17 protein-coding genes are annotated in these 12984 nt (G+C 34.1%); 4 read left to right on the top strand and 13 right to left on the bottom strand.

The genetic code is table 11. The features are described 5' to 3' along the window. The first annotated feature begins 6 nt into the window (after positions 1 to 6). Genes ACP5FO_RS00775 through ACP5FO_RS00765 form a run of 3 tightly spaced genes read left to right on the top strand, consistent with a single transcriptional unit; the run spans position 7 to position 1900 of the window. Positions 7 to 1146: an iron-containing alcohol dehydrogenase gene (locus tag ACP5FO_RS00775; protein WP_428156862.1), complete on the top strand. Its 1140-nt coding sequence runs from the start codon at positions 7 to 9 to the stop codon at positions 1144 to 1146. A 10-nt stretch (positions 1147 to 1156) separates the two neighbouring features. After that, complete coding sequence (locus ACP5FO_RS00770; RefSeq protein WP_428105767.1) at positions 1157 to 1348, top strand: hypothetical protein; 192 nt, start codon at positions 1157 to 1159, stop codon at positions 1346 to 1348. 54 nt (positions 1349 to 1402) lie between these two features. Next, positions 1403 to 1900: a DUF2148 domain-containing protein gene (locus tag ACP5FO_RS00765; RefSeq protein WP_428105763.1), complete on the top strand. Its 498-nt coding sequence runs from the start codon at positions 1403 to 1405 to the stop codon at positions 1898 to 1900. Positions 1901 to 1902: 2 nt separating this feature from the next. Here the strand turns inward: ACP5FO_RS00765 and ACP5FO_RS00760 are convergent, their stop codons facing one another. From ACP5FO_RS00760 to ACP5FO_RS00750, 3 genes are read right to left on the bottom strand one after another with little or no spacing between them, the layout of a single operon-like run. Further along, complete coding sequence (locus ACP5FO_RS00760) at positions 1903 to 2538, bottom strand: ATP pyrophosphatase (protein WP_428156861.1); 636 nt, start codon at positions 2536 to 2538, stop codon at positions 1903 to 1905. Between the two features lie 6 nt (positions 2539 to 2544). Next, positions 2545 to 2982, bottom strand: a complete 438-nt coding sequence (locus ACP5FO_RS00755; protein WP_428105758.1) for an FKBP-type peptidyl-prolyl cis-trans isomerase — start codon at positions 2980 to 2982, stop codon at positions 2545 to 2547. Positions 2983 to 3018: 36 nt separating this feature from the next. Beyond that, positions 3019 to 3528: a hypothetical protein gene (locus ACP5FO_RS00750; RefSeq protein ID WP_428105756.1), complete on the bottom strand. Its 510-nt coding sequence runs from the start codon at positions 3526 to 3528 to the stop codon at positions 3019 to 3021. Between the two features lie 103 nt (positions 3529 to 3631). Here ACP5FO_RS00750 and uppP point away from each other — a divergent pair, with 103 nt between their 5' ends. Continuing rightward, on the top strand, positions 3632 to 4393 hold the full coding sequence (uppP, locus tag ACP5FO_RS00745; RefSeq protein WP_428156860.1) for an undecaprenyl-diphosphatase UppP: 762 nt from the start codon (positions 3632 to 3634) through the stop codon (positions 4391 to 4393). Positions 4394 to 4426: 33 nt separating this feature from the next. Here uppP and ACP5FO_RS00740 read toward each other — a convergent pair whose 3' ends face one another. From ACP5FO_RS00740 to ribD, 10 genes are all read right to left on the bottom strand, one after another. Continuing rightward, entirely contained in the window at positions 4427 to 5107 is a 681-nt protein-coding gene (locus tag ACP5FO_RS00740) for a metal-dependent hydrolase (RefSeq protein WP_428110709.1), read from the bottom strand. A gap of 85 nt (positions 5108 to 5192) precedes the next feature. Continuing rightward, positions 5193 to 5966, bottom strand: coding sequence for a TdeIII family type II restriction endonuclease (locus tag ACP5FO_RS00735; RefSeq protein ID WP_428110710.1), 774 nt, complete (start codon positions 5964 to 5966; stop codon positions 5193 to 5195). Between the two features lie 160 nt (positions 5967 to 6126). After that, entirely contained in the window at positions 6127 to 7749 is a 1623-nt protein-coding gene (locus ACP5FO_RS00730) for a DNA methyltransferase (RefSeq protein ID WP_428110711.1), read from the bottom strand. Between the two features lie 13 nt (positions 7750 to 7762). After that, positions 7763 to 8335 carry an orotate phosphoribosyltransferase gene (pyrE, locus tag ACP5FO_RS00725; protein ID WP_428156859.1) on the bottom strand — a complete coding sequence of 191 codons (573 nt, stop codon included), beginning with the start codon at positions 8333 to 8335 and terminating at the stop codon, positions 7763 to 7765. Beyond that, positions 8336 to 9049: an orotidine-5'-phosphate decarboxylase gene (pyrF, locus tag ACP5FO_RS00720; RefSeq protein ID WP_428110713.1), complete on the bottom strand. Its 714-nt coding sequence runs from the start codon at positions 9047 to 9049 to the stop codon at positions 8336 to 8338. Then, on the bottom strand, positions 9039 to 9431 hold the full coding sequence (locus ACP5FO_RS00715) for a transcription antitermination factor NusB (protein WP_428110714.1): 393 nt from the start codon (positions 9429 to 9431) through the stop codon (positions 9039 to 9041). Before ACP5FO_RS00715 ends, pyrF begins: the two co-directional genes overlap by 11 nt. 3 nt (positions 9432 to 9434) lie before the next feature. Then, a complete protein-coding gene (gene ribH, locus ACP5FO_RS00710; protein ID WP_428110715.1) occupies positions 9435 to 9893 on the bottom strand; it encodes a 6,7-dimethyl-8-ribityllumazine synthase in 459 nt (152 codons plus the stop codon). Between the two features lie 11 nt (positions 9894 to 9904). Beyond that, positions 9905 to 11053 carry a bifunctional 3,4-dihydroxy-2-butanone-4-phosphate synthase/GTP cyclohydrolase II gene (locus tag ACP5FO_RS00705; protein ID WP_428110717.1) on the bottom strand — a complete coding sequence of 383 codons (1149 nt, stop codon included), beginning with the start codon at positions 11051 to 11053 and terminating at the stop codon, positions 9905 to 9907. A gap of 137 nt (positions 11054 to 11190) precedes the next feature. Continuing rightward, positions 11191 to 11793: a riboflavin synthase gene (locus tag ACP5FO_RS00700; RefSeq protein WP_092127619.1), complete on the bottom strand. Its 603-nt coding sequence runs from the start codon at positions 11791 to 11793 to the stop codon at positions 11191 to 11193. Next, positions 11793 to 12881 carry a bifunctional diaminohydroxyphosphoribosylaminopyrimidine deaminase/5-amino-6-(5-phosphoribosylamino)uracil reductase RibD gene (gene ribD / locus ACP5FO_RS00695; protein WP_428156858.1) on the bottom strand — a complete coding sequence of 363 codons (1089 nt, stop codon included), beginning with the start codon at positions 12879 to 12881 and terminating at the stop codon, positions 11793 to 11795. Before ribD ends, ACP5FO_RS00700 begins: the two co-directional genes overlap by 1 nt. Positions 12882 to 12984: the final 103 nt, after the last annotated feature.

The raw sequence follows: 12984 nt of genomic DNA, 5'->3' as shown, positions 1-12984 counted from the left end.
GTGCAAATGAAAGGATTTATTTTCTACAATCCAACACAGATTGTTTTTGGCGAAAATCAAACTAAAAAAATAGGTAAGTATATAAAAGTTAAAAAATGCTTATTATTGTATGGTGGTGGGAGTATAAAGAAAAATGGAATATACGATAAAGTTGTAGAATCGCTAAATAAATATAACGTATCATTTGTTGAAAAATCAGGCATAAAACCTAACCCGGTGCTTTCATTTGTTTATGAAGCAATTGAATTTGCTAAAAAAGAGCAGGTGGAAGCTATATTGGCCGTTGGTGGTGGTAGCGTGATAGATAGTGCAAAAGCTATAGCAGCAGGTTTTTATTACGATGGTGATGTTTGGGATTTTTTCATTGATAAAGCCCAAATCAAACAAGCTTTGCCCATTTATACAGTTTTAACACTTGCAGCTACTGCTTCGGAGATGAACTCAGGCGCTGTTATAACAAATGAAAAAACAAAGCAAAAATTTAATATAAGAGGCGATTGTTTATTTCCCAAAATTTCCATACTGGACCCAACAAATACATACACGGTACCAAAAGACCAGGTGGCAAATGGCAGTGTTGATGCTATTGTACATTTACTGGAAGGCTATTTTACAAAAAAATATCCAAATACACCAATTCAGGATGGTTTTGTTGAAACACTTGTAAAAACAATTATTTCATCAACAAAAGAAATCTTAAAAGAACCGGCAAACTATGACGCAAGGGCAAATTTCATGTGGTCTGCTACGCTTGCTTTAAACGGCTTAACCACAGCAGGTATTGGTGAATACGCATTTCCAAATCACATGATAGGCCACTCTTTATCTGCGCTTTTTGATATAGCTCATGGTTCTACTCTATCTATAGTATTCCCTGCGTGGCTAAAATACAACACTAACACACTAAACGAAAGGTTAATACACTTTGGAAAAGAGGTTTTTGGCGTAAGTGGTGCAACAAAAGCAATTGAATTGCTTGAGAATTACTTTGCTTCAATCGGTGCACCAACTAAACTAAAAGAAGTATCAATAAGTCAATCTCAAATAGGTGAGATTGCAGAAAACGCCACATCTTTAGCTAAAAAATGGGGTTTAACAGAGTATACAAAAGAAAAAATTGAAGGTATTTTAAGACTCGCTTTATAGGGGGACTAATATGCAGGTAAACGCAAGCACGCAAGTAGGCATAGATGTTTTGAGAAAAGCTGTACAAACAAACCAAAAGCAAATAAATAATCTCCTTAATATAGAGCAAAATGCACAAAACAAAATCCAGATTCAATCTCAAAAAGATGACTCAACACCAAAATCCAATACAATTGGAAGCCTATTCAATAAGAAAGTGTAGCTGGTTTATTCGATGTAAAGCATTATCTTGGGAAAAATAAAAGGTGGTGGTTTTATGTTTAATTGTAGTATTGAATTTTTAATTAATACAGCAATAAGCGCACCAAAAGCAGGTGGCAAAGATGATGTGTTGGTCGTTAATATTCCTGACAAAGAACAGATTAAGCGTATTTTAGAAAAAATGGTCGAAATTTCAAATCAAACTAATTTTGGTTTTTACAAAAGAGATTCAATTACATGCGAAAATGTTGAACAAATAATATTCGTAGGCGCAAAAGACTATTACCACAATTACAATTGTGGATATTGCGGATTTGAAACCTGTGATTTATGCAAAAAAAATGGTGCATTTTGCGCATTAACCATAACTGATTGTGGTATTGCGCTTGGTTCTTTAGTAAAGCTTGCAAGTATTTTGGGTATCGATAATAGAATAATGCTATCACTTGGAAAAGCTGCTATCGAAACCGGTGTTATAAAAGGTGCTGTTGTAGTTTACGGTGTACCTTTGTATGTTGGCTCAAAAAGCATATTTTTCGATAGAAAGTACTGAAATTATTCTAAACTGCACTGCAAATAGTAGTATTTTTCAGAATCTTTTACAAAATCCGTTCTTAACTTAAAACTTCTATCATATAAAGGACATGACGTAACAATCGTATGGAATTCACCAGCTTCGCCTGCTGGGTCTATATGTGGATTTTCGATTAAAAATCTATGCAAATCGTCTTCTGTTACAAAAGTGTATCCTAAGTATTTTTTATCAAGCTTAGATTTATCGCAGGCAATTATACTATACTTAAAGCCGCAATCCAGCATTTTCTTGACTAAAATTTTACTGTCTTGTTTCCACAGTGGTTCTAAAAACTCCTTGTTTGATCTTTTGGCAAGTTCTTTTAGCCAATCATAGTGAGATTCCAGGTCAATATCTCCGCTTATAACCATATCAACATCAAGTGCTTTTAAAAATTCTACAAATTGTTCCTGACCATTTTTCATGTCAAATATCAAAAGTTCTTTTTTGCAAGATTCTGCTAAAAGCTTTAAAGTATTTAAGTTTTCATAATGAACAGACAAACCTATTGTAGTATTTAGCAACAAAAAATATTTAACATATATATCGTTTTTTTGAGCTAAATAAGTGGCAAAGAGACCATCTTTGCCACCCGAAAAAAAAGATGCGGCTTTCAAGTTTTGTTATGATTCTTGTTGAATTTTTACAAGCTCAATTTCAAAGTTTAAATTTTTGCCGGCAAGAGGATGATTTCCATCTAACGTTATTTCGTCTCCATTTTTTTCAATCACACTAAACAGCACAACACTACCATCTGGCTGTTGTCCCTGTAATCTGTCCCCAATTTGTGGGTCTAAATCAGGTGGGAGCTGAGATTTGTTGATTACAATAACACGTTCGTTGTAATATGGTCCATATGCATCTTCTGACTTGACACTAAATGTTTTTTTATCGCCTTCTCCTAAGCCAATAACTGCTTCTTCAAAACCCGGTATTATTGACCCATCACCTATCGTAAACTCTAATGGGTTTGCGTTTATTGATGAGTCGAAAACACTGCCATCATCTAATTTACCTACATAATGTACCTGTACCTTATCGCCTTTTTGCGCACTAGCCATGAAACACCTCAAAATATAAAAAATTTATTTAGAAAATCACTCACCAAATGTTACAACTACAAAACCTAACTGAGAGTTTGTACTCATGATAGGCACTATTAGATAAGACAAACCGGGTTGAATTTGCTTTATTGTAATTTCTTTGTACTTTGCAAAGTCTTCCGGGTAAATTTTATCAAAATTTTCGCCCTCAAATTTCTTATTTGTACCTACAGTTATCTTTCCATCCCTTACAAGGTTAATGTCTTTAAAACCCTTTTGCCTTACAAGCTCATTAAAACACTCATTTATGCTCTGATTATTGTTTGATTCAATAGCATTTTTTACAAAATAGCTAAGAGGAACAGCTATGCTTTTCATAAGTGATTCTGTTTTTGCTTTTTGTGACGCTTCAAAATTAGCATTCATCTGGGCAATTTTGTTTGAAAACGCCAGTTCTTGAGCCTTTTTAAATGAATTTAGTTTAATAGAACCGTAAAAATACACACCTACAATACATAGTATTAATATTAAAATCACAATATAACATGTCTTTTTTGATTCCAAAGGTAACCTCCTTTTTATTTTAGTATATTTAATCTCTGCAAAAAAGTCAAGTTCAAAAATAAAATTGACAAATCACAAAGCAATATGTAAAATCCTTAGCGTTATGAGTATTTTTCATGCCATTGTTTTGGGTATTATAGAAGGCGTATTGGAATTTTTGCCTGTATCTGCTGCTGGAAACCTCACGCTAGTGGGCAAGTTACTGGGCATACCTTCAAGTGATTTTATCAAAATATATGAAATTGTTATGCAGCTTGGCGCTGTTTTTGCTGTGCTTATTCTTTACGCAAAAAGACTTTTGGTGGACATAAAAACACTCAAAAAGGTAATTTATGCATTTATACCTACAGGCATTTTAGGATTGATTGTATACAAACCTGTAAAACACTATTTATTGTACAATGATAAAATTACCGTAATTTCTTTAATTATAGGCGGCATTATAATTATAGCCGTTGAATTATCCAAAAAGAAACCTACTGTTTACAAAATAGATGATCTCAGCACAAAAAAAGCTATTTTGCTTGGTTTTATCCAGGCTCTTGCCTTTATACCTGGCGTATCAAGGTCTGGGGCAACTATTGTAGGCGGTATTTTACTTGGTATGGATAGAAAAACATCCGTGGAATTTTCATTTTTACTTGCGATTCCAACGATTCTGAGTGCTGGTTCATACGCATTATTAAAAGACCATGCTCAAATTTCACATAGTGACTTTTTGGCCATGGGCGTAAGTTTTGTGACTGCCTTGATATTTGCTATAATAAGTGTCAAAACTTTTTTACGCTTTATTTCAACAAACAATCTAATGGCTTTTGGTTTTTACAGGATTATAGTGGGCATTGCTTATTTGGTGTTTGCTTAAGAATTGGCTACCCAAAAAGAGTAGCCAAAAATTTTACAGATTTAGAGTTTCGTTTGGTTTTAAAATTACTACTTCACATGGAAACTTCACAGCATTCTTAAATTCCTGCGGATCGGCTTTAATTACATCCCAGGTGTTATAGTGTATAGGAAGCACTTTCTTTGGCTTTAAAAACTCGACTGCTTTTGCAGCATCTGCTATTCCCATTGTAAAATTGTCGCCAATGGGTAAAATCGCAAGGTCAAGACCATTTTCGCCAATTAATTGCATATCCAAAAACAAGCCCGTATCGCCTGAATGGTAAAACTTTTTACCATCAAGTTCAACAACATAACCACATGGGTTTCCTGTATAGATTATTTTATCTCCCTCTATTACACTGCTACCATGATGTGCTATTGTAAGCTTTACCCAAAATGAATCACTAAACCTGTGTGCACCACCAATGTACATTGGATGCACATTGGTTGCGCCTTTTGATTGGCAATACATTGCAAGCTCAAATGGCGCAACAATGGTAGCTGAATTTGCTTTTGCAATTTCAAGTGCATCGCCTATGTGATCTCCATGACCATGTGTAAGCAAAATGTAGTCTACTTTCACATCGCCTGGTTTAATAGTTGCCTGCGGATTACCTGTTAAAAAAGGATCAATAATGATAGAAACGCTTCCTTTTGCCATAACTGCTGCATGGCCTAAATAGGTAAGTTGCATAAAGCACCTCCTTTAATTAATATACACATTTGCTAATATTTCAATTGTATCAAATAATTTTAATACAAAAAATTTTTTTATGCATTCATTTAAATTTTCCAAAATATGCATCAATTTCTGGTCTTAATTCTATGCCTGCTCTTTGAAAGCAATTTAATACTTCCTCATAGGCACCGTCACCACCAAGAAAATCCCAAAATTCCTTTCCAACTTTTAGCTCTTCATCAAAGTCTATCATGCCTTTCAATGTCCATCTTTCATAAGATTTTGGCTCGTAAGGATTATAAGGAATAGCAATATAAGAGTGAACATCTGCGTTTGGCTCCTTCAACAAATAAATTGCTATCCATTCTAATAAAGTTCTTTTAAAATCTTTAAAATTGCTAATATTTGGCTTAGCTGTTTTTAAGTCAAACAAATAGATTATCCCGCTTGCGCTTTGTACAAACAAATCCACTTTTACAGTCTTTAATTGGTTAATTGTACCTTTGTTGCAAACTGCTCTTATCCTTTCTATTTCATCAGCTTTGTTTGGGGTTTTTCCAGTTGTAAGTGCATTCATAATATCCTGAATCTCAATTTGTGCTTTCTCACTTATATTATTGCCTACAACGTATTGCTGTTGTGCTGAAGCAAACTGCAAACTTGCTAAGGTTTTAGCCACAGGCTCAAAAATAGATGTTCCAAAAGTAGTATTTAATGATTGGATGAAAGAAAATAACGCCATCCTGTCCTTACCAAGTAAACGGTAATGGAAAGGCATGCTATTTGTTTCTGGTTTATAAGTTTTGAATTTTGTCCTCAAGCTTCCTTTTATTACATTTTCGATTTCACTTAGTTGTGCTTTATTTAATGTCATTAGTTTTCATCTCGGATAATAAAATCTTCATATATTTTCTTTGTGTTAGGTCCGGAATAAAACCTTCTTCTTTTGAATAAATAGTCTCCGATTTCTAAAAAGGTTATTGGTGATTCAAAAATGTTTTTTGCATTTAAAGTTATATCAAATTTTTGATCCATCATTGCCTTTCCTTCAAGTGAAATATCGTTTCTGAGTAAGCAGTATCTCTATCTTTCTCTACCCTGTTAAGCACAGGTCGTTTGAATTGGTTGACAATTTTCATGTTGGCTAATCCTGCAATCTTTGGATAAAGATTAAATTTATCATTTGCCACCAAGAAAACATCGTAATCACTCTGAAGATATTTTTTGCAATTCCTAAGAACTTCTGTTATTCCTTTTACGTACGAACTTTTTGCCTCTCCATTGTGTCCTTTAAAGAGAGGCCCTATTTCCAATTCATCTCTTCGTTCAAATCCGAATAATTCATATGCGTATGCATGTTGCTCATGATAGTCAATGAGTCCAACATAAGGAGGACTTGTAAAAATACCTTTTATTTTTTGTTTCAAAAGAATCTCTGCAAATGCCTTCTCTTTCTTGTCAACCTCATCATAGATATTTATCATTCTTGCATCGCCAGTCAAGGCAATCTGAAAAGTATCCGTCCTTAATTTACTAAATTCATAAAGTCGCTTAAGCGTATCCTTTGTATAAAACTCCCACCAATTTTTGACAGAAAATATTGGCTTGCAAATCTTCCCGTGTTTCTTACAGTAATATGTAGTTGTAACAGGTTCCTTTAATGTGGCTAAATCAGCATGAGTAGTAGCCCGACAAGAACGGACAGTCCTGCTTAAAATAATTGCCAACACATTCCTTACATCATTATCACTTATCTTCTTTATCTCATCAGATAAAAAATCAATTTCTTCTCTTACGGGTTCCAAAAGCCATTTTCCCAAGAAGGTGTCATCTTTGTCCTGTTTAATTTTAAGCTGATATTTCTCTACCAGGGAATAATAAACGCTCAAGAATTCTTTCCCTTTTTCCTTTCCGTATCTTTCTTCGTTGATTTCACCTCTATTTATTTTCTTCTTGAATTCAGGCGACGGAAAATACTTGGAGTTGAATTTAGCAAGTTCTGATAGCAAGTTCTGCTCAAAAGCAAGATTATTTCTCATATTATCAAAATCATATAACTTCGATGTCAACTCGTTTATTTCCTTGGCAATTAACTTCAGATCATGATTTTTAACCTTAACTTCCGTAATCAACGTATTAAAAGTAGAAACGTCTATACCGATTGCATGCATGCCCAATTCGTTTGCTTGCAATAGGGTTGTTCCGCTTCCACAAAAAGGATCAAGAACGATATCACTCTTATGAAAGTAAATTTCGCTCTTAAATTCATCAGTATGAGAATCAAGGAAATACTCTACTAATTGTGGAATAAATTTGCCTTTGTAAGGATGCAACCTATGAACATGTTTTGTTCTTTCCGCCTCTGTGTATTCTACAAAGGACAAATGCCAGTTAAGGTCATCTCCAAATATTTTCTTCAGTTTTTTTTCTTTAGCAATCGAGTCATAATAACTTTTAAGTTCATTCAAATCTATCATTAGGTTCCCATTAATTCCATATTTGTTTATTCTGCCATACTGAATCAGATATGAAATGTTAGAAATCGTAACCTTGCGATTTAGATATTGCGAAGCCCAAATACTAGCTCCTTTTAAGTCAACCAATTCTCTTATCTGGTCCCCTATTAGTTCAGAAATTTGTTCTTTGCCGATAGCCATGACATCTTCCTTTCTATATTTTTCTACTACCTGGTTTTACAAGTGGTATATTTTCTTTGCACAATGGGCAATTTTCAGGCTCGTAATTTACAATATTGAGCCTTATTAGCGGAAAGTAATCCAGTTCTGTGTTAAATCCTCCACCTCTATCAACAAGCGCACCTACGCCAACTATATTGTTAGAGTACTGCTTTGCAACTTCAATTGTTTCGTAAACGCTTTTTCCAGTTGTAACAACATCTTCTACAACAAGCACCCTTTCGTTTTTTTCTATAAAAAAATTGCGCTTTAGTGTTAGTACATTATCAACGCGTTCTGCAAAAACACTTCGAGCGCCCAGATGTCGTGCAACTTCATATGAAACCAAAATTGCCCCCATAGCAGGACCAATAACTACATCTATTTTGGCGTCTTTAAAATGCTCTGCAATAGATGAGCATAGTTTTTCTGCATAATTTGGATATTGAAGCACAAGCGCAGATTGCAAATAATACTTGCTATGCAAACCACTTGTTAGCTTAAAGTGACCTTCTAAATAAGCACCGCATTTTTTGTAGATATCTAAGGCTTCTTCTTGTGTTAACATTTAATCTTCTCCTTTCATATTTTTAATACAAGCAATGGCTGCCTGTTTTGGGTTTTTGGCTTTTATAATTGGTCTTCCAACCACTATATAGTCTGCTTTGTTTTCTATGGCAAACCTTGGTGTGCTTGCGCGTTTTTGGTCATCTTTTGAGTTATCCATCCTGATGCCAGGTGTAACTACCACAATATCATCACCAAGCTTATCTTTTAAAAGTTTAGCCTCAAAAGGTGAAGCAACAAAACCTCTAAGACCCACTTCATAAGCATTTTTAGCCAAACCAAAAATTGCCTCTTCAATAGGCTTTTCTATAAACATACCATTTGTTAGACTTTCTTGATCCATACTTGTCAAAATTGTAACACCAAGAAGTATTGCACCAGATTTTCCAAATTTATCTTCATATCGCTTTTTTCCAGAAATAGCCGCTTCTATCATTGATTTTGCACCTATTGTATGTAACGTAAGCATGGATGCGCCCATCGCACAAGCCTGATAAACAGACAGCTCAACTGTGTTTGGTATATCAAAAAATTTTAGATCTAAAAAAAACTTTTTATCTTTTAATTTTAAATAATCAATAATCTTAAAACCATACCCGATAAACGGCGCAAGTCCTATTTTGTAAATAGAAACTTCACTATCAAGATCATCAACAATCATAGATGCATCTTCAAATGTATCAACATCCAAAGCTACAATTAATTTATCTTCCATTGTTTTCTCCTATGCAATCCAATATTCCATTGACAATCGATCTGGAAATATCATCGCCAAATTCTTTTGCAATTTCAATTGCTTCATTAATAACTATACTTTTTGGCAAATTTGTGTAAATCAATTCAAATGCACCTACTTTAATAATGCTTAAATCAAGCTGATTTAGTTTATCATACTCATTAGAACACTGTCTAATCAAACTTTCAAGTTTATCCTCAATCTTCGAAATTCCATTTATAATTAATTCTAGACTTTCTCTTTCATTTGTATTTTTGATTTTGCTAAAGTTTAAAATAAAATCACTCAACGCAAAAGATTCATTTATACTTTTAGCATATATATATTTCATCGCCTCACTTCTGACTGTTCTCCTGGACATAATCTATATTACTTCGAACAAACTAATCATCTCAAGCAAAGACATGGCTGCATCAAAGCCTTTATTGCCCATTTTTGTACCAGCGCGCTCAATTGCCTGATCGATTGTGTCTGTTGTCAACACACCATAAGATATTGGCATTTTGGCTTTTTGAGCTATTTGAGCTATGCCTTTTGTAGTCTCCTGTGCAATAAAATCAAAATGGGGTGTGGCGCCTCTAATAATCGCTCCAAGACACAAAATACCATCAAAATCTTCTTCTATAAGCTTTGGCAATAAAATAGGTATCTCAAAAGCGCCCGGTACTTTATATACGGTAATGTTATCTTCACTGCCTTCATTTCTAATAATTGCATCAATTGCCCCTTTAAGTAATTTGTCAGATATAAAGCTATTAAATCTACTAACTATAATAGCAATTTTTTTGCCTTTTGCGCTGAACGAGCCTTCGATATATTTCATAATATAACTCCTTATACATTGTTTAATATATGTCCCATTTTTGTCTTTTTAACCGATAAATAGCATTTATTCACATCATTTGGCTCAATTTCTATAGGCACGCGCTCTATAACCTCTAAACCATAACCTTTTAGTGCGACTATTTTTTTAGGGTTATTAGTCATAAGCCTCATTTTTCTAACACCTAAATCTACAAGCATTTGCGCGCCTATGCCATAGTTTCTCAAGTCCGCTTTAAAACCTAACTTTTCATTTGCTTCAACTGTATCGTATCCTTCATCTTGAAGCTTATAGGCTTTAATTTTGTTTGATAAACCTATACCTCTGCCTTCTTGCTGCATGTATAGCACTACGCCTTTACCTGCTTTTTCTACCATTTTCATAGCAGTATGCAATTGGTCACCGCAATCACATCTTAAAGATCCCAAAATATCGCCAGTTAAGCATGAAGAATGAACCCTAACAAGCACAGGTTCATCGGGACTTATGTGACCTTTTACGAGAGCCACATGCTCATAATTATCTATAGAATTAGTATAAACAATAATTTCAAAATCTCCATATTTTGTAGGCAGATGTGCACTTGCCTGCCTTTTTATGAGTTTTTCTGTGCGCATCCTATATTCGATAATGTCTGCAATTGTAGCAATTTTAATATTATGCTGTTTTGCAAACTCAATTAACTGCTCAGTACGTGCCATAGTGCCATCTTCATTCATAATCTCACAAATCACAGCAGCCGGGATCAGACCTGCCATTTTGGCTAAATCCACGCTACCTTCTGTGTGGCCTGCCCTCACCAATACACCGCCCTTTTTTGCAATAAGCGGAAATACATGACCGGGCTTAACAAAATCTTCTGGTTTTGCATCTGGTTTTATTGCTGTTTGTATTGTAAGCGATCTATCCGCTGCAGAAATACCTGTAGTGGTACCATGTTTTGCATCAATTGAAACAGTAAAAGCTGTCCTGAATGGATCTTCGCTTTCTACCATCAAGTCCAGACCCAATCTATCCAAAATTTGTTTTTCGGCAGGAAAACAAATAAGACCACGCGCATATTTTGCCATAAAATTTATAGCTTCAGGCGTAGCAAATTGGGCAGCTATGACCAAATCACCTTCATTTTCTCTGTCTTCGTCGTCCACAAGGATTATCATCCTGCCTGATTTTATTTCTTCTATTGCTTCCTGTGTGGTACAAAATGCACTTTTTAAGCTTGCAGGAAGATTTTTATTATCTTCGTATTTGATAGATTTAAGCGTTGTATCAAAAACATCAGTTTTTGTTTCCATAATCATTTCACCTCTTTTAAATTCTTAAGATACTTTTCTATAAATTTTCCAAAATAATCAGCCTCAATGTTTAATTTATATGCTGGTTTTCTAAATTTCAATGTTGTATTCTCAAATGTATGCGGAATCACTGCCACCTCAAAATAATTTTCTGTTAAATTAGAAACGGTAAGACTCATGCCATCAACACATACAGAGCCTTTTAAAATTACATAGTTATTTATATCTTTTGGCAATTGAACTCTTAAAATGTAAAATTCTCCTGTGTTTTTTATTGATAATAGATTTGCCGTACAATCCACATGCCCAAGCACAATGTGACCAGATAGCCTATCTGAAAGCTTTAAAGCCCTCTCCAGATTTAAATACTCACCAACACTTGCATATTTTAAGTTTGTTTTATCCAATGTTTCTTTTGATACATCAGCCCAAAAACCTTTATGTTCAAGTTTTGTACATGTCAGACAGGCTCCGTTTACAGCAATAGAATCACCCATTTTTAAATCATCCAAAACATGTGTCGCTTCTATGAATAGGCTTAAACCACCGCTTTTTTCTCTTATTGATTTTACTTTACCAACTTCTTCTACAATGCCTGTAAACATTAAAAATAGCCTTCAATAATTATATCATCGCCAATTTTTTTGCAATTGTAGCTTTTCAAATTTTTTACTTCAGAAAAATCTGATGCTGCTTGAGAGCCAATTACATTAAAAGCACCATATGAACCAGTAATTTTTGGCGCATAAAATAAGTGTACTTTATCATATAGATTTGCATTCAAAAATGATCCATGAATGCGAGACCCACCTTCAACCAAAACACTGCAAATATCTTTTTCAAGTAATTTTTTTGATAAATCAATCAAATCTATACCATCAGACGTTGAAGCGCACTCCAAAATATTTACACCCATAGATTTTAGTATGGATTTTTTATTTGAATCACTTGAAACAGATGTTGCTATATATATATTTTGAGGCTCAAAACCAAATATTCTTGCAGAAAGCGGTATTTTTAAAAAGGCATCAAGCACAATGCGTTTTGGTTGCCCGCAGCGCTTTAACCTGCAGTTTAAAAGCGGATCATCCATTAAAACTGTGTTTATACCTACTAAAACGCCATTATAAGTGCTTCTTAACTTATGCACGTACTCAAGTGATTTTTTGGAAGTAATGTATTTTGATACTCCGCCTTTTATAGAAATACAACCATTTAAGAGCATTGCTGCTTTCATTGCATAAAAAGGTCTTTGTTTTGTAATGTTTGTAATAAATATTTTATTTAAATCACGACATTCTTTTTCAAGTATGCCGCTTACAACCTCTATTCCATGAGATTTTAAAAATTCAGCACCACCACTTGCAGTTTTATTTACATCTAACATGCCAATAACAACACGCTTTATGTTAGAATTTAATATAGCAATTGAACAAGGAGGTGTTTTGCCATAATGATTGCAAGGCTCAAGCGTAACATACATCGTAGCACCATCAAGCATGGTTTTATCTTTTACGCTTTTTATGGCAACCACTTCTGCATGATCAGTCCCAGCTTTTTTGTGATAACCTTTTCCAATTATCTTACCATCTTTTACGATAACAGCGCCAACAGCAGGATTTGGGCAAGTTTTATGTAAGCCTTTTTTTGCAAGCTCTATAGCTTTTTTCATGAACAACTCATCTTTGTCCATAGATTAGAAAATACTAAACTATCAAAACTTTGTCAAATTTTACAAAAGTATGGTTTTTTATATATTCACAGAGTCTTTAAGAATTTTATAAATAACACTCATA

It is taken from the genome of Desulfurella sp. (assembly GCF_049977265.1).
Lineage (GTDB): Bacteria > Campylobacterota_A > Desulfurellia > Desulfurellales > Desulfurellaceae > Desulfurella.
This window is presented reverse-complemented; position numbering and strand designations above follow the sequence as displayed.